Annotated in this window: 20 protein-coding genes; 14 read left to right on the top strand and 6 right to left on the bottom strand. The window is 62.5% G+C overall.

Translation table 11 applies throughout. The features are described 5' to 3' along the window. Positions 1 to 108: 108 nt before the first annotated feature. Together ACM6IM_RS18725 and ompR are read right to left on the bottom strand one after the other, a co-directional pair. Positions 109 to 1,422, bottom strand: a complete 1,314-nt coding sequence (locus ACM6IM_RS18725) for an ATP-binding protein (RefSeq protein ID WP_192307466.1) — start codon at positions 1,420 to 1,422, stop codon at positions 109 to 111. 103 nt (positions 1,423 to 1,525) lie between these two features. Further along, on the bottom strand, positions 1,526 to 2,266 hold the full coding sequence (gene ompR / locus ACM6IM_RS18720) for a two-component system response regulator OmpR (RefSeq protein WP_201196372.1): 741 nt from the start codon (positions 2,264 to 2,266) through the stop codon (positions 1,526 to 1,528). 361 nt (positions 2,267 to 2,627) lie between these two features. Here ompR and ACM6IM_RS18715 point away from each other — a divergent pair, with 361 nt between their 5' ends. From ACM6IM_RS18715 to tauD, 7 genes are all read left to right on the top strand, one after another. Then, positions 2,628 to 4,946 carry a Tex family protein gene (locus tag ACM6IM_RS18715; RefSeq protein ID WP_192307464.1) on the top strand — a complete coding sequence of 773 codons (2,319 nt, stop codon included), beginning with the start codon at positions 2,628 to 2,630 and terminating at the stop codon, positions 4,944 to 4,946. Next, positions 4,946 to 5,329: a PaaI family thioesterase gene (locus ACM6IM_RS18710; protein ID WP_414865973.1), complete on the top strand. Its 384-nt coding sequence runs from the start codon at positions 4,946 to 4,948 to the stop codon at positions 5,327 to 5,329. The genes ACM6IM_RS18715 and ACM6IM_RS18710 overlap by 1 nt, the downstream gene beginning before the upstream one ends. A 243-nt stretch (positions 5,330 to 5,572) precedes the next feature. Further along, positions 5,573 to 7,156, top strand: coding sequence for a glutamate--cysteine ligase (gene gshA, locus ACM6IM_RS18705; protein WP_192307462.1), 1,584 nt, complete (start codon positions 5,573 to 5,575; stop codon positions 7,154 to 7,156). Positions 7,157 to 7,374: 218 nt separating this feature from the next. Further along, on the top strand, positions 7,375 to 8,352 hold the full coding sequence (tauA, locus tag ACM6IM_RS18700) for a taurine ABC transporter substrate-binding protein (RefSeq protein WP_192307461.1): 978 nt from the start codon (positions 7,375 to 7,377) through the stop codon (positions 8,350 to 8,352). Positions 8,353 to 8,367: 15 nt separating this feature from the next. Beyond that, the gene (gene tauB / locus ACM6IM_RS18695) at positions 8,368 to 9,162 is read left to right on the top strand and encodes a taurine ABC transporter ATP-binding subunit (protein ID WP_201196390.1); all 795 of its coding nucleotides are present in this window, start codon (positions 8,368 to 8,370) and stop codon (positions 9,160 to 9,162) included. Beyond that, complete coding sequence (gene tauC / locus ACM6IM_RS18690; RefSeq protein ID WP_414865972.1) at positions 9,159 to 9,992, top strand: taurine ABC transporter permease TauC; 834 nt, start codon at positions 9,159 to 9,161, stop codon at positions 9,990 to 9,992. The genes tauB and tauC overlap by 4 nt, the downstream gene beginning before the upstream one ends. Before the next feature lie 139 nt (positions 9,993 to 10,131). Beyond that, positions 10,132 to 10,974, top strand: a complete 843-nt coding sequence (gene tauD / locus ACM6IM_RS18685; protein WP_414865971.1) for a taurine dioxygenase — start codon at positions 10,132 to 10,134, stop codon at positions 10,972 to 10,974. A 137-nt stretch (positions 10,975 to 11,111) separates the two neighbouring features. Here the strand turns inward: tauD and mgrA are convergent, their stop codons facing one another. Both mgrA and ACM6IM_RS18675 read right to left on the bottom strand, forming a co-directional pair. Beyond that, on the bottom strand, positions 11,112 to 12,149 hold the full coding sequence (gene mgrA / locus ACM6IM_RS18680) for an L-glyceraldehyde 3-phosphate reductase (RefSeq protein ID WP_192307457.1): 1,038 nt from the start codon (positions 12,147 to 12,149) through the stop codon (positions 11,112 to 11,114). 133 nt (positions 12,150 to 12,282) lie between these two features. Further along, positions 12,283 to 13,173, bottom strand: coding sequence for a LysR family transcriptional regulator (locus ACM6IM_RS18675; RefSeq protein WP_414865970.1), 891 nt, complete (start codon positions 13,171 to 13,173; stop codon positions 12,283 to 12,285). Positions 13,174 to 13,294: 121 nt separating this feature from the next. Here ACM6IM_RS18675 and ACM6IM_RS18670 point away from each other — a divergent pair, with 121 nt between their 5' ends. After that, the gene (locus ACM6IM_RS18670; protein WP_414865969.1) at positions 13,295 to 14,035 is read left to right on the top strand and encodes an SDR family oxidoreductase; all 741 of its coding nucleotides are present in this window, start codon (positions 13,295 to 13,297) and stop codon (positions 14,033 to 14,035) included. Positions 14,036 to 14,176: 141 nt separating this feature from the next. Continuing rightward, entirely contained in the window at positions 14,177 to 14,437 is a 261-nt protein-coding gene (locus ACM6IM_RS18665) for a hypothetical protein (RefSeq protein ID WP_414865968.1), read from the top strand. A 15-nt stretch (positions 14,438 to 14,452) separates the two neighbouring features. Here the strand turns inward: ACM6IM_RS18665 and betT are convergent, their stop codons facing one another. After that, positions 14,453 to 16,408 carry a choline transporter BetT gene (gene betT, locus ACM6IM_RS18660; RefSeq protein WP_414866183.1) on the bottom strand — a complete coding sequence of 652 codons (1,956 nt, stop codon included), beginning with the start codon at positions 16,406 to 16,408 and terminating at the stop codon, positions 14,453 to 14,455. Positions 16,409 to 16,809: 401 nt separating this feature from the next. After that, a complete protein-coding gene (gene epsC, locus ACM6IM_RS18655) occupies positions 16,810 to 17,736 on the bottom strand; it encodes a serine O-acetyltransferase EpsC (RefSeq protein WP_192307453.1) in 927 nt (308 codons plus the stop codon). Between the two features lie 211 nt (positions 17,737 to 17,947). On the opposite strand from epsC, the gene ACM6IM_RS18650 reads away from it, so the two are divergent. From ACM6IM_RS18650 to ACM6IM_RS18630, 5 genes are all read left to right on the top strand, one after another. Continuing rightward, positions 17,948 to 18,940: a D-cysteine desulfhydrase gene (locus tag ACM6IM_RS18650; RefSeq protein ID WP_414865967.1), complete on the top strand. Its 993-nt coding sequence runs from the start codon at positions 17,948 to 17,950 to the stop codon at positions 18,938 to 18,940. A 209-nt stretch (positions 18,941 to 19,149) separates the two neighbouring features. Further along, positions 19,150 to 19,944 carry a cystine ABC transporter substrate-binding protein gene (tcyJ, locus tag ACM6IM_RS18645; protein WP_414865966.1) on the top strand — a complete coding sequence of 265 codons (795 nt, stop codon included), beginning with the start codon at positions 19,150 to 19,152 and terminating at the stop codon, positions 19,942 to 19,944. Next, positions 19,944 to 20,609: a cystine ABC transporter permease gene (gene tcyL / locus ACM6IM_RS18640; protein ID WP_192307450.1), complete on the top strand. Its 666-nt coding sequence runs from the start codon at positions 19,944 to 19,946 to the stop codon at positions 20,607 to 20,609. Before tcyJ ends, tcyL begins: the two co-directional genes overlap by 1 nt. Positions 20,610 to 20,613: 4 nt before the next feature. Further along, complete coding sequence (gene tcyN, locus ACM6IM_RS18635; protein WP_192307449.1) at positions 20,614 to 21,369, top strand: L-cystine ABC transporter ATP-binding protein TcyN; 756 nt, start codon at positions 20,614 to 20,616, stop codon at positions 21,367 to 21,369. Positions 21,370 to 21,818: 449 nt separating this feature from the next. Further along, the gene (locus tag ACM6IM_RS18630) at positions 21,819 to 22,574 is read left to right on the top strand and encodes a hypothetical protein (protein WP_414865965.1); all 756 of its coding nucleotides are present in this window, start codon (positions 21,819 to 21,821) and stop codon (positions 22,572 to 22,574) included. Positions 22,575 to 22,712 lie beyond the last annotated feature (138 nt).

Below are 22,712 nucleotides of genomic sequence, written 5' to 3'. Positions count from 1 at the left end.
ATTTGCGGTGACCGAGATGTCGCCGTCGCGAACAGGCTCGCGCCCACTTTTCCTGTGGGAGCGAGCCTGCTCGCGAAGGCGTATCAGACCCACACCGAATGCCAGCGGCTAAACCGCATCCCGCGGCAACAGCAGCCCCAGCGGCAAGCGCACCCGCGCTTCCAACCCGCCACCGGAGCGGTTGCGCAGCTCGACGTTGCCGCCATGCATCGACGCGATCCGCTTCACAATCGCCAGGCCCAGGCCCGTCCCTTTGCCGCCCCGGGCACGATCACCCCGGGTGAACGGGTTGAAGATCGCCTCCAGCTCCGACGGGTCGATCCCCGCCCCGCGGTCCATCACGCTCAGCACCACGTACGGCGCATTCACATCCCCGGACACATGCGCCGCCACTTCCACGCCACTGCCGGCGTGATGCAGCGCATTGCCGATCAGGTTGTTCAGCAGACGCTTCATTGACACGCGCCGCAATGGGAACGGCTGGATCGGCTCCAGGCGTAACCTGACCTTTTCTTCGTTCTGGTTGTACGGCGCGGCGACTTCACGCACCAGGTCGGTCAAGTCGACTTCTTCCACCGACTCGTCGCGACCGTCGCGGATGAAGGCCAGGAACTGGTCGAGAATCGCGTCCATGTCTTCAATGTCACGGACCATGTCGTCCGTCAGGTCGCTACGGTCGCCCATCAGTTCCAGTGACAATCGCAAGCGAGTGAGCGGCGTACGCAAGTCGTGGGAGACCCCTGCCAGCATCAGCTCGCGCTCGCGGCCCGCCTGTTCGACGTCTTCAGCCATCTGGTTGAAGGCGCGATACACCTCGGTCATCTCACTGGGCGTGTCGCTGATGGGCAGGCGCACGCTGCGACCCTGGCCCAGTTGCCGGGCGGCGTAGACCAGACGCTTCAGGGGTTGGTTGAGCTGACTGACGAAGATCCAGGCCGAGGCCGTGGACAACAGGCCGATGGCGAGGAACCAGCCGAGCACGTTCCAGATTTTCTGGCCGCGCAGCGGATGCGGGTACAGCGGCACTTTCAGCCAGCCGTCGCCCAGGCTCGGGGCCCGGACCCACAAGGCCGGCGGCGAGTGCATGCGCAATCGCACCTCGGTGTCGGCGCCCAGTTCGGCCTGCATCTGCCGCTGATAGATCTCGCTGTAAGGCCAGTGCTGCTCGCCTTCCGGCACGCCGGCACCCACCACCCGGATCAGGGTCGCGGCCTCGGCAATCTTGTCACGGTTGTTTTCATCGGCCGCCCAGTAGGCACGCAGGGTCAGGGCGACGCCGTGGCTGTATTGGCGATCCACCAGCACGTCCTCGTTCATCAACAGATAAACCAGCGTCAGTGCCTTGGAGAACAGGACGACGATCAGCACCAGCCACAGGGTGCGGGAGAAGAAACTCTGGGGGAACCACACGGGGGTTTTCATGGTTAACCGCTACACACTTGCAGGAGCGAGCGATGCTCGCATATTGCGGATTGCGAGTCTGCGGACAACTTCATCCGCAGCACCCGCTCCTACAAATCGCCGATCACTTGGTGGCGGCGCCATCCGGAACGAACACGTAACCCACGCCCCAGACGGTCTGGATGTAGCGCGGCTTGGACGGATCAGGCTCGATCATCCGGCGCAGACGGGAGATCTGCACGTCGATGGACCGCTCCAGCGCATCCCACTCACGGCCACGGGCCAGGTTCATCAGCTTGTCGCGGGTCAGAGGCTGGCGGGCGTTCATGACCAGTGCCTTGAGCACCGCAAACTCGCCCGTGGTGAGCATGTGCACTTCGGCACCGCGCTTGAGCTCGCGGGTGGCCAGGGACAATTCGTAATCCCCGAAGGTCACGCTTTCCTCTTCGCTGCCCGGCGCGCCCGGGACCGGGGCCGATTGACGGCGCAGAACCGCCTTGACGCGAGCCATCAGCTCATCGGGGTTGAACGGCTTGGCCAGGTAATCGTCGGCACCCAGCTCCAGGCCCTTGATACGGCTCAGCTCGTCGCCCTTGGCGGTGAGCATGATGATCGGAATCTGATTGTTCGCGCCGCGCAGGCGGCGGCAGGCGGTCAGACCGTCTTCGCCGGGCAGCATCAGGTCGAGGACGACCAGGTTGAACACCTCGCGCGCCAGCAGGCGGTCCATTTGCTCGGTGTTCGGGACGGCGCGGGCGCGGTAGCCCTTGCTGACGAAAAAGCGCTCCAGCAGGCTGCTGAGCCCCGGATCGTCGTCAACGATAAGAATTTTTTCGCCTTCAGCAATGTTTGCAGTGCTGCTCATTGGATGCTCCTTTGATCTCGGCGCGCATTATGGCGTAGCTGCCGTTATACGCACCGTGTGCATTGTTAGCAGATTTTTCCTTCACCGCCAGAAATACGGGCATTGTGCCTACACCCTGTGATGCCCCCGAATGACAGAACGCTGGTTATAATGCGCGGCCATTTGTGTCAGGCAACGTCTGATCATCGCTGCCGCGGCCTCTGTTTTTTTTTCCTGGTCGCCGCAGTAATTGTTCGATTTCACGGGTCAACGGCAAGCCTGTTGATCCAGGCAGCGGCGCTGGCCAGGCCGCTCAACCAGACTCGCCGAGCCCTTATTCGTGCGCCCGCGAGCCTGCTTTCACAATTTGTCAGGTGGTTTTATGGACAGCATCAACAGCCGCATCGCCGAGGAACTCGGCGTCCGCCCACAACAGGTCGAAGCGGCCGTCGCGCTACTCGATGAAGGTTCTACCGTTCCCTTCATCGCCCGTTACCGGAAAGAAGTGACCGGCAGTCTCGATGACACTCAACTGCGGCACCTGGAAGAGCGTCTGCGCTACCTGCGAGAACTCGACGAACGGCGTATCAGCATCCTCGCCAGCATCCAGGAACAGGGCAAGCTGACCCCGCAACTGGAACGCGACATCAAGCTCGCCGACACCAAGACCCGCCTCGAAGACTTGTACCTGCCGTACAAGCAGAAGCGCCGCACCAAGGGCCAGATCGCCCTGGAAGCCGGCCTCGGCGAGCTGGCCGACGGCCTGTTCAACGACCCGACCCTGAGCCCGGACACCGAAGCCGCGCGTTTCATCGACGCCGAAAAAGGCGTGGCCGATGTGAAGGCCGCCCTCGAGGGCGCCAAGTACATCCTCATGGAGCGCTTCGCCGAAGACGCCGGCCTGCTGGAAAAGCTGCGCAGCTACCTCAAGCAGGAAGCCATCCTCAGCGCCCGCGTGATTGCCGGCAAGGAAGAGGAAGGCGCCAAGTTCCGCGACTACTTCGAACACGACGAGCCGCTCAAAAGCATGCCGTCGCACCGTGCCCTGGCGATTTTCCGTGGCCGCAACGAAGGCATTCTCAGCTCCGCGCTGAAAGTCGGCGACGAGTTGCCAGGCACCCTGCACCCGTGCGAGGGCATGATCGCCCAGCACGTCGGCATCCAGAACCAGAACCGCCCGGCCGACAAATGGCTGGGCGAAGTGGTGCGCTGGACCTGGAAGGTCAAGCTCTACACGCACCTCGAAACCGACCTGCTGGGCGAGCTGCGCGATGGCGCGGAAACCGAAGCGATCAACGTGTTCGCCCACAACCTGCACGACTTGCTGCTGTCGGCGCCGGCCGGCCCGCGCGCGACCCTGGGCCTCGACCCGGGCCTGCGCACCGGGTGCAAGGTCGCCGTGGTCGATGCCACCGGCAAGTTGCTGGATCACGCCACGGTCTATCCGCACGTGCCGCATAACAAGTGGGACCAGACCCTGGCCATCCTCGCCGCCCTGTGCGCCAAGCACTCGGTGGACCTGATCGCCATCGGCAACGGCACCGCCAGCCGCGAAACCGACAAACTGGCGATCGAGCTGATCAAGAAATACCCGGCCATGAAGATGACCAAGGTCATGGTGTCCGAGGCCGGTGCATCGGTGTACTCGGCATCGGAACTGGCCGCCAAGGAATTCCCGGACCTGGACGTGTCCATCCGTGGCGCGGTGTCGATCGCCCGTCGCTTGCAGGACCCGCTGGCCGAACTGGTGAAAATCGACCCGAAATCCATCGGTGTCGGCCAATACCAGCATGACGTGTCGCAGTTGAAACTGGCGCGCGGCCTGGACGCGGTGGTCGAAGACTGCGTGAACGCCGTGGGCGTGGACGTGAACACCGCTTCGGTCGCGCTGTTGGCGCGCATCTCCGGCCTCAATGCGACCTTGGCGCAGAACATTGTCAGCCACCGTGACGAGCACGGCGCGTTCAAAACCCGTGCAGCGTTGAAGAAAGTCGCGCGCCTGGGCGAAAAAACCTTCGAACAGGCCGCCGGTTTCCTGCGCGTGATGAACGGCGACAACCCGTTGGATTCGTCGGCGGTGCACCCGGAGGCCTACCCGCTGGTGCAACGCATCGCAGCTGAAACCGACCGCGACATCCGCTCGCTGATCGGTGACGCTGCGTTCCTCAAGCGCCTCGATCCGAAGAAGTACACCGACGAAACCTTCGGCCTGCCGACGGTCACCGACATTCTGCAGGAGCTGGAAAAACCCGGACGCGACCCGCGCCCCGAGTTCAAGACCGCCGAGTTCCAGGAAGGCGTCGAAGACCTCAAGGACCTGCAACCGGGGATGATCCTCGAAGGCGTGGTCACCAACGTGACCGCCTTCGGCGCCTTCGTCGACATCGGCGTGCATCAGGACGGTCTGGTGCACATTTCTGCGCTGTCGGAGAAGTTCATCAAGGACCCGCGTGAAGCGGTGAAAGCCGGTGACGTGGTGAAAGTGAAGGTGATGGAAGTCGACATTCCGCGCAAACGCGTGGGTCTGTCGATGCGCATGGGCGACACCCCGGGCGAGAAGATCGACGGCGCCCGTGGCGCGCGCCCGGGATCGGCACCGCGACAGAACAACGCCCCGCGCAAGGAAACCACGGCGGCGGCCCCGACCAACAACGCCATGGCGTCGCTGTTCGCCAACGCCAAGCAGTTGAAGAAACGCTGATGGACATCCCGGCCGGGCTGACCGAAAGCGCGTTTTTCAAGCTCCTGGGCTGCCGCGTGCACAGCCTGGAAACCGGGGTGGCGCAGGTCGCCCTGGCCCTTGAACCGCCCTTGCGCAATCGGGGCGGCAAGCTGCACGGCGGGGCCCTGTTCAGCCTGGTGGACATTGCCATGGGGCTGGCCTGCTCCAGCACCCACGGCTTCGACCAGCAGAGCGCGACCATCGAATGCAAGATCAACTACATTCGCGCCGTGTCCGACGGTGAAGTGATGTGCACGGCGCGGGTGATCCATCCGGGCCGACGCACGCTGGTGGTCGAAGCGGACGTGATGCAGGGCGACAAGCTCGTCGCAAAAGCACAAGGCACGTTCGCTGTCCTGTAGCTAGAGCTCATCGATTTGAGTTAATTTCCTGTGGGAGCGAGCCAGCTCGCGATAGCGCAGTATCAGACGGCAACGACGTGACTGACACACCGCTATCGTGAGCTGGCTCGCTCCCACAGCGATTGTTCAAAAATTGATCAACCGGCGACAAAAACCAGGCGAAAACGCCAGTTTTAACTTCACCCTTGTAGACCGTCGTGACCACCCCCATATTGGGGCGACTGACGCGTGAAGGAATCCAACTTGAGCGAACTTCTCAACCGCCGCCTGGCTCTGCTCGGCGAGCGCGCTAACCTCTCTCTGCTCGAACAGTGCCTTCACGGCATCGAACGTGAATGCCTGCGCGTGACCGGCGAAGGTCGCCTGGCGCAAACGCCGCACCCGGAAGCATTGGGTTCCGCGCTGACCAACGAACAAATCACCACCGACTACTCCGAGTCGCTGCTGGAGTTCATCACTCCGGCCCTGCCTGACCCGGCCGACACGCTGGCGAGTCTGGACAGCATTCACCGCTTTGCCTACAGCAAGCTCGGCAACGAGTACCTGTGGAGTCCGTCGATGCCGTGCCCGTTGCCGGCCGAGGAAGATATCCCGATCGCCTATTACGGCACCTCCAACATCGGGCAGCTCAAGTATGTGTACCGCAAGGGCCTGGCTCTGCGCTACGGCAAGACCATGCAGTGCATTGCCGGGATCCACTACAACTTTTCCCTGCCGGAAAAACTCTGGCCGCTGCTCAAGCAGGCCGAGGGTTTCGTTGGCACCGATCGCGACTATCAGTCGTCGTCCTACATCGCCCTGATCCGCAACTTCCGTCGCTACAGCTGGCTGCTGATGTACCTGTTCGGTGCCTCGCCGGCGCTGGACGCCGGTTTCCTGCGCGGCCGTTCGCACCAGTTGGAACAACTGGATCCGGACACCCTGTACCTGCCGTACGCCACCAGCCTGCGCATGAGTGACCTGGGTTACCAGAGCAGCGCCCAGGCCGGCCTGACGCCGTGCTACAACGACCTGGCGAGCTACACCGACAGCCTGCGCCAGGCCGTGGCCACACCCTATGCGCCCTATGTGGAAATCGGCACCCATCAGGACGGTGAGTGGGTTCAGCTCAACACCAACATCCTGCAGATCGAAAACGAGTACTACTCCAACATCCGCCCCAAACGCGTGACCTACACCGGCGAGCGGCCGATCCAGGCGCTGATGGCCCGTGGCATTCAGTACGTCGAAGTGCGCTGCCTGGACATCAACCCGTTCCTGCCGATGGGCATCGACCTTACCGAGTCGCGCTTCATCGACGCCTTCCTGCTGTACTGCGCGCTGAACGACAGCCCGCTGCTGACCAACAGTTCATGCAGCGGTGCCACCTCGAACTTCCTCAGCGTGGTCAAGGAGGGCCGCCGTCCGGGCCTGCAACTGCAACGCGACGGCCAGCCGGTCGACCTCAAGGAGTGGGCCAGCGAGTTGCTCGAGAAGATTGCCCCCCTGGCGGCGTTGCTGGACCAGAGCCATGGCGGCGATGCCCACAGCAAGGCGCTGGATGCACAGTTGGCGAAGGTCCGGGACCCGTCCCTGACACCTTCGGCCCAGGTGCTGGCGGCGATGGCCGAGCACAAGGAAAGCTTCAGCCAGTTCTCCCTGCGCCAGAGCCAGGCCCATGCGGAGTTTTTCCGCAGCGAGCCCCTGAGCCGCGAAGCGCAGGCCGCGTTCGAAGAGCGCGCGCGGGCGTCGCTGGCCGAGCAAGTGGAACTGGAGCAGAACGAAGTCGGCGATTTCGATGTATTTGTCGGGTCGTATCAGGCGAGCATCCTGGCGATCAGCAACTGATCCTCGAAGGTCCTGCGGACCTTTGTCGCGAACGGGCTCGTGCCCACAGGCTCAGTGTCATCCCTGTGGCCGCGAGCCCGTTCGCCCTGGACCGCGCAGCGGTCACCTTAAAATCCTTCCACGCTAAGCTAATTCGAAAAAGTTATTTATTTTCTAATTCTTAGATCATTTAGTCTCCTTTCACGCCGATCCTCGGTCGCCTGACAAGGAGCTTCCCCATGAAACTGCACTTCCCCCTTCGCCTCCTGGCGGCCGCATCGTTGGCTGCCGCGAGTCTGTTTGCCCAGGCGGCCGACGTCACCGTCGCCTACCAGACCACCGTCGACCCGGCCAAAGTCGCCCAGGCCGACGGCGCCTACGAAAAGGCCACCAAAGCCGACATCAACTGGCGCAAATTCGATAACGGTGCCGACATCATCGCCGCCATCGCCTCCGGCGACGTGCAGATCGGCTACCTGGGCTCCAGCCCCCTGACTGCGGCCATCACCCGCAAGGTCCCGGTGGAAACCTTCCTCATCGCCACCCAGATCGGCGCCGCCGAAGCCCTGGTCGCCCGCGACGGTTCCGGGATCAAGACACCGCAGGACCTGATCGGCAAGAAAATCGCCGTGCCGTTCGTTTCCACCGGCCACTACAGCCTGCTGGCCGCACTGAAACACTGGAACATCGACCCGTCGAAGGTCACCGTGCTCAACCTCGCGCCACCGGCGATCATCGCCGCCTGGAAACGCGGTGACATCGATGCCACCTACGTGTGGGACCCGGCGCTTGGCGTGGCCAAGGAGAACGGCAAAGTGCTGATCACCTCCGGTGAGCTGGCCAAGTTCGGCGCACCGACCTTCGATGCCTGGATCGTGCGCAAGGACTTCGCCGAGAAGCACCCGGACATCGTCACCGCCTTCGCCAAAGTCACCCTCGACGCCTACGCCGACTACCGCAAGGACCCGAAAGCCTGGCTCGCCAACCAGAGCAACGTCGACAAGCTGGTGAAGCTGTCCGGCGCCAAGGCCAGCGACATTCCGTTGCTGCTGCAAGGCAACGTATACCCCCTGGCGGCTGACCAGGTGAGCAGCCTCGGTGCACCGACCACCAAAGCCATCACCGACACCGCCGTGTTCCTCAAGGAGCAAGGCAAGGTCGAGGCCGTTCTGCCGGACTACGCACCGTACGTCAGCGCCAAGTTCATCACCAACTGATCGGAGTAGATCGCGATGGCCTTGCTACAGCTGGAGCGCATCAGCGCACAGTACCCCGGCAGCCCGGAACCGGTGCTGTCGGACATTTCCCTGAGCCTGGGGCCCCGGCAACTGCTGGTTGCCCTCGGCCCCTCCGGCAGTGGCAAGACCTCGCTGTTGAACCTGATTGCCGGCTTCGTCGAACCCAGCGCCGGGCGCATCACCCTCGATGGCGTGCCGGTCAAAGGCCCGAGCGCCGAACGGGGCGTGGTGTTCCAGGACGATGCCTTGCTGCCGTGGCAGGACGTACTGGCCAATGTCGGTTTCGGGCTCGAACTGGCCGGCGTGTCCCGTGAAAAACGCGAGGCCCGCGCCCGGGAGATGCTGGCGCTGGTCGACCTGTCCGGTTTCGAACACCGGCGCATCTGGCAGCTCTCGGGCGGGCAGAAGCAGCGGGTCGGCCTGGCTCGCGCCCTGGCCGCTGACCCTCGGGTATTGCTGATGGACGAACCGTTCGGCGCCCTCGATGCCTTCACCCGCGAACAGATGCAGGAACTGCTGTTGCAGGTGTGGCAGCGCGCCGCCAAACCAGTGTTCCTGATCACCCACGACATCGAAGAAGCGGTATTTCTTGCCACAGACCTGATTCTGCTCGCCCCCAATCCCGGACAAATCGTCGAGCGCCTGCACCTGGATTTCGCTCAGCGTTACGCGGCCGGTGAGTCAGCTCGCGCGATCAAGTCCGACCCGCGCTTTATCGAAACCCGCGAGCACGTGCTCGCCAAAGTGTTCTCCCAACGCAGCGCCGCCACGCGGCAGGAGCGCGCATGAGCAGCTATGAGATTCCCGCCGTCGCGGTCAAACCCGGCTCGTCGGTCGCGCCGCTGCGCCGTCGCTTGAGCACCCGCTGGATCAGCGCCCTGACCCTGGTCGCACTGCTTGCCCTGTGGTGGGCCGTCACCGCCACGGGGTTGGTCGAGCCGCTGTTTCTGCCGCCACCGGCCGCCGTGCTGCAAAAGGGCTGGTTGCTGGCGACCTCGGGCTACATGGATTCCACCCTGTGGCAGCACCTGGGCGCGAGTCTCGGGCGGATCGGCCTGGGCCTGTTCTTTGCGGTGCTGACAGCCGTGCCGGTCGGTATCGCGATAGGTGCCAACCGTATTGCACGCGGCATTCTCGACCCGCTGATCGAGTTCTATCGACCGATTCCGCCACTGGCCTACTTGCCGCTGATCGTGATCTGGTGCGGCATCGGTGAGCTGTCGAAAGTGTTGCTGATCTACCTGGCGATTTTCGCACCGATTGCCATCGCCACGGCCACCGGTGTACGCACGGTGGACCCGGCCAAACTGCGCGCGGCCCAGTCCCTGGGGGCAACTCGGGCGCAACTGATTCGCCATGTGATCCTGCCCGGTGCCCTGCCGGACATCCTGACCGGTGTGCGCATTGGCCTGGGTGTGGGCTGGTCGACACTGGTCGCCGCCGAATTGATCGCCGCCACCAGCGGCCTGGGCTTCATGGTGCAGTCGGCCGCGCAGTTCCTGGTCACCGATGTGGTGGTGCTGGGAATTCTGGTGATTGCGCTGATCGCCTTCGCCCTGGAAATGGGCCTGCGCGCCCTGCAACGCAAACTGGTGCCGTGGCACGGCCAAGCGCATTGAACACTGACCTCTGTGGGAGCGGGCTTGCTCGCGAATGCGGTTTTACATTCAACATCTGCGTTGACTGACACGACGCATTCGCGAGCAAGCCCGCTCCCACAAAAAAACGCGGCACACCCCGAATTCGAAGAGAACCACCATGAGCAGCCTGTACATCACCCCTTTAAGCGCCGCCCTCGGCGCACAACTCAGCGGCGTCGACATCAGCCAGCCGCTGACGCTGGAGCAGCGCGACGCCATCGAGCAGGCACTGCTCAAGCATCAGGTGCTGTTCTTCCGCAATCAGCCGATCACCCCGCAACAGCAAGCGCGTTTTGCAGCCAACTTCGGCGACCTGCACATCCACCCGATCTATCCCAACGTGCCGGAACAGCCGGAAGTGCTGATCCTCGACACCGCCGTCACCGACGTGCGCGACAATGCGATCTGGCACACCGACGTGACGTTCCTGCCGACCCCGGCGATGGGGGCGGTGCTGAGTGCCAAACTGCTGCCGGAGTTCGGCGGCGACACGTTGTGGGCCAGTGGCATTGCGGCCTACGAAGCACTGTCCGCACCGATGAAAAGCCTGCTGGAAGGGCTGACGGCCACCCACGATTTCACCCGTTCGTTTCCGCTGGAGCGTTATGGCAATACGCCGCAGGCCCTGGCGCAGTGGGAAGAAACGCGACGCAAGAACCCACCGCTGTCGCACCCGGTGATTCGCACCCACCCGGTCAGCGGACGTCGCTCGCTGTTCGTCAGCGAGGGTTTCACCGCGAGGATCAATGAGTTGTCGGACACTGAAAGCGAGACGATTCTGAAGTTCCTGTTCGCCCACGCCACCCGCCCGGAATTCACCATTCGCTGGCGTTGGCAGCAGGACGACATCGCGTTCTGGGATAACCGCGTGACCCAGCATTACGCGGTGGATGACTACCGTCCGGCGCGGCGGGTGATGCAGCGGGCGACGGTGTTGGGGGATGTGCCGTTCTTCAAGTGAACCCGGATGTCTTCGCCGGCGGGGCTGGCCCCTTCGCGGGCAAGCCCGCTTCCACAGGAGGAATGCACTCCAGGTGTGGGAGCGGGCTTGCCCGTGAAGGGGCCGGTACAGACATTCGCTAATCCCGGGCCAGGCCCTTACTCCGCGGTCGAAGGCTTCTCCCAGAGATTGATCCCACCCTCCTGGGCGAACCGGTCGATCTCCGCCAGTTCCTCCGCGCTGAAACTCAAGTTCTTCAAAGCCCCGACGTTCTCGATGATCTGTTCCGGCCGGCTCGCACCGATCAGCGCCGAGGTCACGCGCGGATCGCGCAGGGTCCAGGCCAGGGCCAGTTGCGCCAGGCTCTGGCCGCGACGCTGGGCGATTTCGTTCAGCGCCCGAACGTGAGCGATGTTGGCTTCGGACAAGTGCGAGGCCTGCAATGAACCACCGCCGGGACGATTGACCCGCGCATCCGCCGGCACCCCGTTCAGGTACTTGTCGGTCAGTAACCCTTGAGCCAGCGGCGTGAAGGCAATCACCCCGGCACCCAGTTCCTCGGTGACGTCCAGCAGGTCTTTTTCCACCCAGCGATTGAGCAGGTTGTACGCGGGCTGATGAATCAGCAGCGGCACTTTCCACTCGTTCAACAATGCCGCCATCTCACGGGTTTTGACCCCGGAATACGACGAGATACCGATGTACAAGGCCTTGCCCTGCTGCACCGCAGTGGCCAGGGCGCTGGCGGTTTCTTCCAGCGGCGTGTCCGGGTCGAAGCGGTGCGAGTAGAAAATATCCACGTAATCCAGGCCCAGGCGTTGCAGACTCTGGTCGAGGCTCGCCAGCACATACTTGCGCGAGCCGCCGCCCTGGCCGTAAGGGCCGGGCCACATGTCCCAGCCGGCCTTGCTGGAGATGATCAGCTCGTCGCGGTAGTGCTTGAAGTCTTCACGCAGCAGACGACCGAAATTGATCTCGGCGCTGCCATAGGGCGGGCCATAGTTGTTGGCCAGGTCGAAATGGTTGATCCCCAGGTCGAACGCCGTGCGCAGCAGGGCGCGCTGGGTGTCAATCGGCGTGCTGTCCCCGAAGTTGTGCCACAGGCCCAGGGACAACGCCGGCAACACCAGGCCGCTGCGACCGACGCGGCGGTAGGGGATGGAGTCGTAGCGGTTTTCGGCAGCGGTGTAAGTCATCGAATCCTCTCTTGTCTGTCTTGAAGTTGGCATCGACTGCATGGCAAGTCACCGAGCATACGCCCAGACAAACGCCAAAAAACCTCTGACTGGATGATTAGCTGAAACGTTTCACACATTTCACCTTTCGGTCTCACCGCGCCCCCGCAAATACCTCCCCCAACCAATCCACAAACACACGGACCCGTGGCGACAGGTGGCGGTTGTGCGGGTACAACACGGAAACCGGCATGGGCGGCGGCGGGTTGTCAGGCAGGACTTCCTGGATCAGGCCCTGGGCGATCTGGGTCTCCATCCGATATTGCGGGCACTGGATCAAACCCAGCCCGGCAATGGCCGATGCGGCGTAGATCTCGGCACCGAACACCGAAATCGCGCTGTCGATGGGTATTTCCTTGAGCTCGCCATCGACCATGAATTCGAACGGAAACAGTTTGGCGGTCGTGCGCGAGACGTAGTTCACCGCCCGGTGATGCTTGAGGTCATCGAGGGTTTTCGGTTCGCCGTACTTGCGCAGGTACGATGGGCTGGCACAGGTGATCTGGCGCAGGCTGGCCACGCGTTTGCCGATCAATGCCGAGTCGCTCAGCGTGCCGGCGCGCAGCACACAGTCGACACCTTCGGCGATCAGGTCGACAAAACGGTCGGATTCGCTGATCGACAGTTCGATCTGCGGGTAGCGCTCCATGAACTGCGGCAGCGCGGGGATCACGAAATTTTTCGCCAGGGTGCCGTGCAGGTCGACGCGCAATCGACCCTTCGGTGCGCAGCCACGGAAAGCCAGTTCGGCTTCTTCGAGCTCCGCCAGCAACTGCACACAGCGCAAGTAGTACGCCTCGCCGTCCAGCGTCGGGCGGACTTTGCGCGTACTACGCTCCATCAATCGAGTGCCGAGCCAGGCCTCGAACCGATTGAGCGTGTGGGTCAGGGTAGCGCGCGGCAGATTCAGGTCTTCGGCGGCCAGGGTGAAGCTGCTGCGTTCATAGACACGCACGAACACCCTCATCGCTTTGACTTGATCCACGCTGCGCTCCCGGCTGTCGATTGTTGGCGATTATTGAACAGTCAAGGCAACTCTCGTGCATTTATCGACCAGAGTAAACATGTGAATCTGGCTCCACCCCAACCTTCACAGGAATACTGTCATGACCACTCAGACCTCCAAAGTTGCCATCGTGACCGGCGCCTCCCGCGGCATTGGCGCGGTGATCGCCAAACAGCTGGCCAGCGAAGGTTTCGCCGTCGCCATCAACTACGCCAGCAGCGCCACCGAAGCATCGAAGCGGGTGGTGGAATTGCGCCAGGCCGGGCATCGCGCCATAGCGATCAAGGCTGACGTGGCCAACGCCGACGACGTGCGCCGGCTGTTCGACGAAACCGAAGCGCAACTGGGCAAGGTCGACGTGCTGATCAACAACGCCGGCATTCTCAAGGTCATGCCGCTGGCGCAACACAGCGACGAACTGTTCGACCAGACCTTCAACATCCACGCCCGCGGCACCTTCAACACCCTGCGCGAAGCGGCCACGCGGCTGAACGACGGTGGACGAATCGTCAATTTTTCCAGCAGCACAGTGGGCCTGAACCTGCCCGGCTACGCGGTGTACATTGCCAGCAAGGCGGCGGTGGAGTCCCTGACCCAGGTGTTCGCCAAGGAGATGCGCGGCCGCCAGATCACGGTCAACGCGGTCGCACCGGGTCCGGTGGCGACCGACCTGTTCCTGCACGGCAAGAGCGAGGAGCAGATCCAGAACTTCGCGAAGATGGCGCCGCTGGAACGCCTGGGACAGCCGGAAGACATCGCGCGGGTGGTGTCGTTTCTGGTGGGGCCGGACTCGGCCTGGGTCAACGGGCAGATCCTGCGCGCCAATGGTGGTCTGGTTTGACTAAGCTCAATCGGAGACCGAGTTGACCCCATCGCGAGCAGGCTCGCTCCCACAGAAACCTTTCCAGGAAATCCCTTGTGGGAGCGAGCCTGCTCGCGACAGGGGCCGCGCGGACACCCCACATGCGGCAGGCAACCCATCATGCACACCACCATCATCATCACCTTCGGCCTGGCCCTTCTGGCGCTGATGCTGTTCATCGGCGAGAAGATCGGCTTCAGCCGCCAGACGCTGACCTACAGCTTCATCGTCCTGTGGCTGGCGCTGACGATGATCAACGGTGCCATAGGCGTCGTCACGGCCGGCCAGTCCGTGACCACGGAGATGATGGTCGGCAGCATCGTGTTCGGCGTGCCGGTGGCGGCGCTGGTGTTATTCATGGTGTTGACCGAGCAAGCCTAGACAACCCGATGTTCCTCAGCGCACCAGATGCAGGAACTGCATGTGCCGCTCGTACTGGTCGAGGATGTCGTTGATCACCTGTTCCCGGGTGTACCCCACCAGGTCGTAGTCCTGGCTGCCCTCGCTCAGATGCACCTCGGCCCGGTAGTAACGCCGGTTGTTGAGCTGCTTGGAGCCCATGCCGCCACGGGCGAACGACGGGGTGAAATACCCGCGCATCTGCACCTGGTAGATGAACGGGTGCTGCTCGCCGTGGCCGATCTCCAGGCTGACGCTGTCATGGGCCGGGTCCGGCACCGTGACCACGTTCAGCCCCTTCTCGACGAACACCGCCGTGACCTCTTCGATGGCCGGCCGCACGGTGCTTTCCATGAAACGGTAAACCTCGTCCCGCGACGGGAAATGCACCGCCTGGCTCAAACGCTGCCGCCAGCCGCCACGTCGCGCACCGGACACCGGCGCCAGGGAATGCAATTGCGCGATCTGCTTCTGCGACTCCAGATAGAACGCCTTGTGCAGCCCCCACATCATCAGCAGCAAGATCATCGAGAACGGCAACGACGTCAGCACCACCGCCGACTTCAGTGCATCGATGCTGCCGGAGAACAACAGCGCACTGGTCACCAGCGCGGTCATCGCACCCCAGAACACCCGCAGCCATTTCGGCCCGTCTTCGTCCGGGGACCCGCCCCTGGCGGACAGCGTCGACAGCACCACGGTGCCGGAATCCGCCGAGGTGACGAAAAACACGAAGCTGATGAACACCGTGACCGCGATCACCGTTTTGCTCCACGGGTAGGTTTCCAGCAGCAGGTACAGGGTCATCGACGGGTTGTCGATGGCCGAAACGCCCAGCGCCGACATGCCGTGGTTGAGCACCTGGTCGATGGCGCTGTTGCCGAAGATCGACATCCACGCCAGGGTGAAACCCAGCGGAATGAGCAGCACGCCGAAGACGAATTCGCGAATGGTCCGCCCCCGGGAAATCCGCGCGATGAACAACCCCACGAACGGCGACCAGGCAATCCACCAGGCCCAATAGAACACGGTCCAGCCACCCAGCCAGTCGCTGGGTTTGTCGTAGGCGTAGAGGTCGAAACTCTTCACCGGCAGCGCGCCAAGGTAGTCGCCGATGTTCTGGATCAGGGTGTTGAGCAGGTGCTGCGTGGGGCCGGCGAACAACACGAACAGCAGCAGCGCGCAGGCCAGCAGCATGTTGATGTCGGACATCACCCGCACGCCCTTGTCGACGCCGGACACGGCGACGATGATCGCCGCGCCCATCATCAAGGTGATCAGGCCCACCTGAATCCACTGGGTGTGGGCGATGCCGAACAGGTAGTCGAGCCCCGAGTTCAGGTGCAACACGCCAAAGCCCATGTCGGCGCCGAGGCCGAACACCGTGGCGATAATGCCAAAGCCGTCCACGGCGTAACCGATGGGGCCGTTGATGCGTTTGCCAATCAACGGATACAGCGCCGAGCGCAGGGCCAGCGGCAGGTTGTGGCGGTAGGCGAAATAGGCCAGCGCCATGCCGACAAAAGCGAACACCCCCCAGCCATGCAGGCCCCAGTGCAGAAACAGAATCTGCATCGCCTGACGCGCCGCGTCCGCCGTCCCGGCCTCGCCTTGGGGCGGTTGCGCCAGGTGAGTCAACGGCTCGGAGACGCAAAAGAAGAACAGCGTGATGCTGATCCCGGCGGCGAACAACATGCCGGCCCAGGACAGGTAACTGAATTCGGGTTCGTCGTGGTCGGCACCGAGCTTGATCTTGCCGTAGCCGGACAAGGCGGTGACCACCACGAAGACCAGATACAGGGTCATCGCGAGCAGGTAATACCAGCCGACCGTGTTGGCCGCCCAGTTTTGCGCTTGAAGAAGCCAGGCGCCAGCCTGTTCCGGCAGGGTGATGACGACAATGCCGAAGAGCAGGATGAAGGTCGCCGCGAAGTAGAACACCGGCGGGTTCATGCGCACCGGATCGTTGGCGGTGGTGGACGGCACACTCATGAGCGGTGTGCCATGAGGCGGCGAAACGGGGCAATCAATAACGGACTCGGCAAGGGCAAGCCTCCTGTTGTGAGCGGGCAGCAAACCGGCGGTTTAACTTGAATGAGCGTTCAAGTTAAACATGAATAGGGTGCTAAGGACTAATCCACGGGCTCGACGGTCCTGTGGTTACGCTAGCTCAAGGAAGGGTAGGAGGCGCGATGCAGGAGATCGTTCCGTCGCCAATCAGCTGAATGCCCCTATCCGGCATTAGCTTGAAATCCATTCGCGAGCAGGCTCGCTCCCACAGAGAATTCCCGGAGCCCAGGTGGGAGCGAGCCTGCTCGCGATGGGGGTCGGCTCGGGCAGCGCAGACGCCGAAACTACTTCTGCGTCCCGTCATCATGTTGCAGATTGGCCTGCGTCAGGTTCGACCCCGCCGGCACGCTGCGGGTCAGCCAGACGTTGCCGCCGATGGTCGAGCCCTTGCCGATGGTGATCCGCCCCAGGATGGTCGCACCGGCATAGATCACCACGTCGTCTTCGACGATCGGGTGCCGTGGATGGCCCTTCTGCAACTGCCCGTCTTCATCCGCCGGGAAGCGCTTGGCCCCCAGGGTGACGGCCTGATAAATGCGCACGCGCTCGCCGATGATCGCCGTTTCGCCAATCACCACGCCGGTGCCGTGGTCGATGAAGAAACTGCGGCCGATCTGCGCGCCGGGATGGATGTCGATGCCCGTCGCCGAATGGGCGATTTCCGCGCTGATCCGCGCGAGCAAGGGCAGCCCGGCACGGTAAAGATGATGGGCGAGGCGATGGTGGATCACCGCCAGGATTCCCGGATAGCACAACAACACTTCATCGACGCTGCGGGCCGCCGGATCGCCGTGATAGGCCGCCAGCACGTCGGTATCCAGCAGGCTGCGCAACCCTGGCAGGGCGAGGGCGAACGCCTGGATGATCGCAATGGTCCTGGCCTCGACCTCGGAGTCGGCCTCGGCGTTGTGACGGGCGACGTAGCGCAGCTCCAGTCGTGCCTGGCCCAGCAGCGCGTTCAGCGCAACGTCCAGGGTGTGGCCGACGTAGAAGTCTTCGCTCTCTTCGCGCAGGTCCACCGGCCCCAGGCGCATCGGAAACAACGCCCCGCACAACGCTTCGAGAATTTCCGCCATGGCCGCTCTCGAGGGCAGCTCACGACCGCCCTGCTCGCCGCTGGCGCGGCCGTTTTGCGTACGCCACTGGTCACGCGCGGTGCGCAGCTGGCTGACGATGGTCTGCAATTGCCAATGGCTGGAACGCTCGCTCACGGTAAAAACTCCACACGGGCGGCCGGACTGTCTGGCCGCGCTGACGGCGATTACTTTACGGCAAGCGTCGGAAGCCGAATTAAGAACCGATTGTGCTGTGCTCAGCACTTTTGGCTATAAGTGATTGGCGGTTGCCCACCCTGATAGCCGTGCTTATAGTCCCGAGACTCAGCCCCGACTTTCAGTCCGACATGCAATCGCCAGAGAACCCATGATCAAACAACAGCTCGCCCGTTTCGACCGCCTCGACTTGCTCAGCCACCCGACCCCGCTGGAAAAACTCGAGCGCCTGTCGACCTGGCTGGGCCGCGACGTTTACGTAAAACGCGATGACCTGACGCCGTTGGCAATGGGTGGCAACAAGCTGCGCAAACTCGAATACCTGGGTGCCGATGCCCTGGCCCAGGGTGCGGACACGTTGATCACCGCTGGCGCGCTGCAATCCAACCACGTGCGCCAGACCGCCGCCCTCGCGGCCCGGCTTGGCCTGGGTTGCGTCGCGCTGCTGGAGAATCCCCTCGGCACCGACGACAGCAACTACATCGGCAATGGCAATCGACTGCTGCTGGACCTGTTCGACACCAGGGTCGAATTGGTGGAGAACCTCGACAACGCCGACGAACAGCTGCAGGCACTCGCAGCGCGCCTGCGCAGCGCCGGCAAGAAGCCGTACCTGGTGCCGATCGGCGGCTCCAATGCGCTGGGTGCCCTGGGTTACGTACGGGCCGGCCTGGAACTGGCCGAACAGATAAAGGACACCGGCCTGGCGTTCGCGGCCGTGGTCCTGGCCTCGGGCAGCGCCGGCACCCACAGTGGCCTGGCACTGGCGCTGAGCGAAGCCCTGCCGGACCTGCCGGTGATTGGCGTGACCGTGTCGCGCAGCGATGAAGATCAGCGCCCGAAAGTCCAGGGCCTGGCCGAACGGACCGCAGCGCTGCTTGAAGTGAACATGCCGTCAGCTTTCAAGGTCGAGCTGTGGGACGAGTACTTCGCCCCGCGCTACGGCGAGCCGAATGCCGGGACCCTGGCAGCGGTCAAACTGCTGGCGAGCCAGGAAGGCCTGCTGCTGGACCCGGTCTACACTGGCAAGGCCATGGCCGGTTTGCTCGACGGCATCGGGCGCCAGCGTTTCGAGGCTGGGCCGATCATTTTCCTGCACACCGGTGGCGCACCCGCGTTGTTTGCCTACAAGGATTTTCTATAAGGAAACAGTGAAGGCCCAGTTATTCCATTGGGGAATAACAAGGATAATATTCATTATTTTCCTATCTAAAAGAGCCATCATATAGTCATAACGCAGGCAAATTGCCGCGAGACGCATAAGCTGCTTTAGGGCAGGATATTGCAGTCGTTCAAATCCCGATTTCGCCAACATCCAAGAAGCGTCTTCATAAGAAAACACAGGGGCTTGTCATGAATTTTTCCGCACTACGTCGAAATCTGCTGGTCGGTTCGCTGGGCCTGGCTTTGAGCGCCGGCCTGCTGGGGCAAGCGGTTGCCGGTGAGCAGCTGCAAAAAATCAAGGACGCAGGCGTGATCAACGTCGGCCTGGAAGGCACTTATCCACCGTTCAGCTTCGTCGACGCCGACGGCAAGCTGGCCGGCTTCGAGGTCGAATTCTCCGAAGCCCTGGCCAAGGAGCTGGGCGTGAAGGTCAAACTGCAGCCGACCAAATGGGACGGCATCCTCGCGGCCCTGGAATCCAAGCGTCTGGACGCGGTGATCAACCAGGTGACCATCTCCGAGGAACGCAAGAAAAAGTATGACTTCTCCGAGCCGTACACCGTTTCCGGGATCCAGGCACTGGTGCTGACCAAGAACAAGGACACCATCAAGACCGCGGCCGACCTGGCCGGCAAGAAAGTCGGCGTAGGCCTGGGCACCAACTACGAGCAGTGGGTGAAAGCCAACGTTCCCAAGGCTGACGTGCGCACCTACGAAGACGATCCGACCAAGTTCCAGGACCTGCGTGTCGGCCGCATCGACGCCATCCTGATCGACCGCCTGGCCGCGCTGGAATACGCCAAGAAAGCCAAGGACACCACCGCCGCCGGCGAAGCGTTCTCCCGCCAGGAAGCCGGTATTGCCCTGCGCAAAGGCGAGCCGGAACTGCTGGCAGCGGTCAACACCGCCATCGACAAGCTGCGCGCCGACGGCACGCTGAAGAAGCTTTCGGAAAAATACTTCAGCGCTGACGTCACTCAATAATGGAAGAAGCTTTCCAACTCGCACTGGATTCCGCGCCCTTTCTGCTCAAGGGCGCGTACTACACGGTGATCCTGAGCCTGGGCGGAATGTTCTTCGGCCTGCTGATGGGCTTCGGCCTGGCGCTGATGCGCCTGTCGCGCTTCAAACTGGTGAGCTGGATTGCCCGCATCTACGTGTCGTTCTTTCGCGGCACGCCGTTGCTGGTGCAGCTGTTCGTGATCTATTACGGCTTGCCGCAACTGGGCGTCGAGCTGGATCCGTTGCCAGCCGCCCTGATCGGCTTCTCGCTGAACATGGCGGCCTATGCCTGCGAAATCCTGCGGGCCGCGATCAGCTCCATCGAGCGCGGCCAGTGGGAAGCTGCGGCCAGTATCGGCATGACCCGTGCGCAAACCCTGCGCCGGGCCATCCTGCCCCAGGCCATGCGCACGGCGCTGCCGCCGCTGGGCAACAGCTTCATCTCGCTGGTCAAGGACACGGCGCTGGCCGCCACCATCCAGGTGCCGGAACTGTTCCGCCAGGCGCAACTGATTACCGCCCGGACCTTCGAAATTTTCACCATGTATCTGGCCGCCGCGCTGATCTACTGGGTTCTGGCCACGGTGCTGTCGCACCTGCAGAACCAGTTGGAAGCCCGGGTCAATCGGCACGACCAGGAGTCCTGACCCCATGATTGTCGTGGAAAAACTGACAAAGCAGTTCAAGGGTCAGGTCGTGCTCAACGGCATCGATCTGGAGGTGAAGGAAGGTGAGGTGGTGGCTATCATCGGGCCCTCCGGCTCGGGTAAAACCACGTTCCTGCGTTGCCTGAACTTCCTCGAGGAGCCCAGCAGTGGCCGGATCAAGGTCGGCGACATCGAGATCGATGGCAGCCGCCCGTTGAACCAGCAGCAGGCCCTGGTGCGGCGCTTGCGCCAGCACGTTGGCTTCGTGTTCCAGAACTTCAACCTGTTCCCCCATCGCACGGCACTGGAAAACGTCGTCGAAGGTCCGATCGTGGTGAAGAAGACACCGCCCGCCGAAGCGATTGCCCTGGGCAGGAAGCTGCTGGCCAGGGTCGGCCTGGCCGGCAAGGAAGATGCTTACCCGCGACGCCTTTCCGGCGGTCAGCAACAGCGCGTGGCCATCGCCCGGGCGCTGGCGATGGAGCCGGAAGTGATCCTGTTCGATGAACCCACTTCGGCGCTCGATCCGGAATTGGTGGGAGAGGTGCTGTCGACCATCCGCAGCCTGGCCGAGGAAAAACGCACCATGGTGATTGTCACCCACGAAATGGGTTTTGCCCGTGACGTGGCCAACCGCGTGGTGTTTTTCGACAAGGGCGTGATCGTTGAACAAGGCGAAGCCAAGGCGCTGTTTGCCAATCCAAAAGAAGAGCGGACCAAACAGTTTCTCAGCAAGTTTCTCAACAACGCCCACAACTAAACCGTCATGACCCAATGTTAACTTCCATGGATGGAAGTCATTTCATACTCCGATACCGCCTGCCCCCAAACTAAACCCGCCATTCCCGCCTTCACCGTTGTGTGCGGTACATATCTATGTCCTGCCTGGCATTCAACGCGCCTAGAATCCATTTGACCTTCAGAGCCTGAGCAAAGGGTTGCCTAGCCGAAGCGCACGCACGGGCCGATTCCGCGGATATGTTCGACCAGGCATTGCGGCTTCTTAACCTGAGTACGTAGGAGCTTTCTGAATAACATCGTATTCATTACTTCACTAACTCACTCTATTGACACTTATTGGCGCGCACTTTTATCTAGCGCCGATCAATCTGCACACTCTTGTTTGAACAGTCAGTTATCAGGCACTTGTGACTCGATCATTCAGTTATTCAAGAAACGGACTTCTGCTGGACCTCAAGGAGAACCCCCATGAAAACACCCTCGAACCCATCCGAACTGGCGGCACCGACGGTGGCGCAATCCCACCGCAGCGGCATCAACATCGCCTCGGCGGCTCATTTGTTGATCGATGTCGCGCCCTATCCCGGGATGGACGACGGTGACCTGATCGAGCTGTTCTGGGACAACTGCTACGTGGCGTCCAAAGTGCTGGATGCCCGGGACGTCGGCCAAACGCTGAGCCTGCGAGTGCCGCCACGCTTTATCGCCAATGGTACTTCGCGCATTCACTACCGCCTGATGCAAGTCGGACAGGGACCGGCGCTGTCCGCCGCCACCCGTGTCCAGGTCAAGCTCGACTGCCCGGGTGGCCCGCCCTGTGCGTTGTGCAGCGACGAAAATCAGCGCCTGGCACCGGTCGGCATCCCCGAAACCATCCGCCGCCAGGGGGTCAACCCGAACCAGATCAAACGCGGCGTTCCCTTGACCATCGAGCCCTACCTGAACATGGCCGCCGATGACGAAATAACCCTGCGCTGGGGCGACGCACGCATGGACCTGCCACGGCTCAAGGCGAACGAAGTGGGTCAGCCGGTTCACGTCTGGGTGCCACCAGCGATCATTCTCGAGGCCGGTGAAGACCTGCGGCTGGAAGTGACCTACTGCATTCTTGATCGGGTCGGCAACAACTCGCGCTGGGCACCGGCGAGGACGTTGAAGATTGGTTGCGCCAATCCACCCTTGAAACACCCCACGCAAGCGACCACCACGGCTGGCGAACATTGAAACCTGCTCTCCCACAGGTGTTCGGCTGTCCAAATGTGGGAGCGAGCCTGCCCGTGATGTATTTCCGGGCAATGCAAGCCGCCAGGCAGCCCGCGTCATCGCTCGCGCCTGCAACGAGCAAAACGGCATTCAACTGTT

This window comes from Pseudomonas sp. IT-P12 (assembly GCF_949767465.1).
Taxonomy (GTDB): domain Bacteria; phylum Pseudomonadota; class Gammaproteobacteria; order Pseudomonadales; family Pseudomonadaceae; genus Aquipseudomonas.
This window is presented reverse-complemented; position numbering and strand designations above follow the sequence as displayed.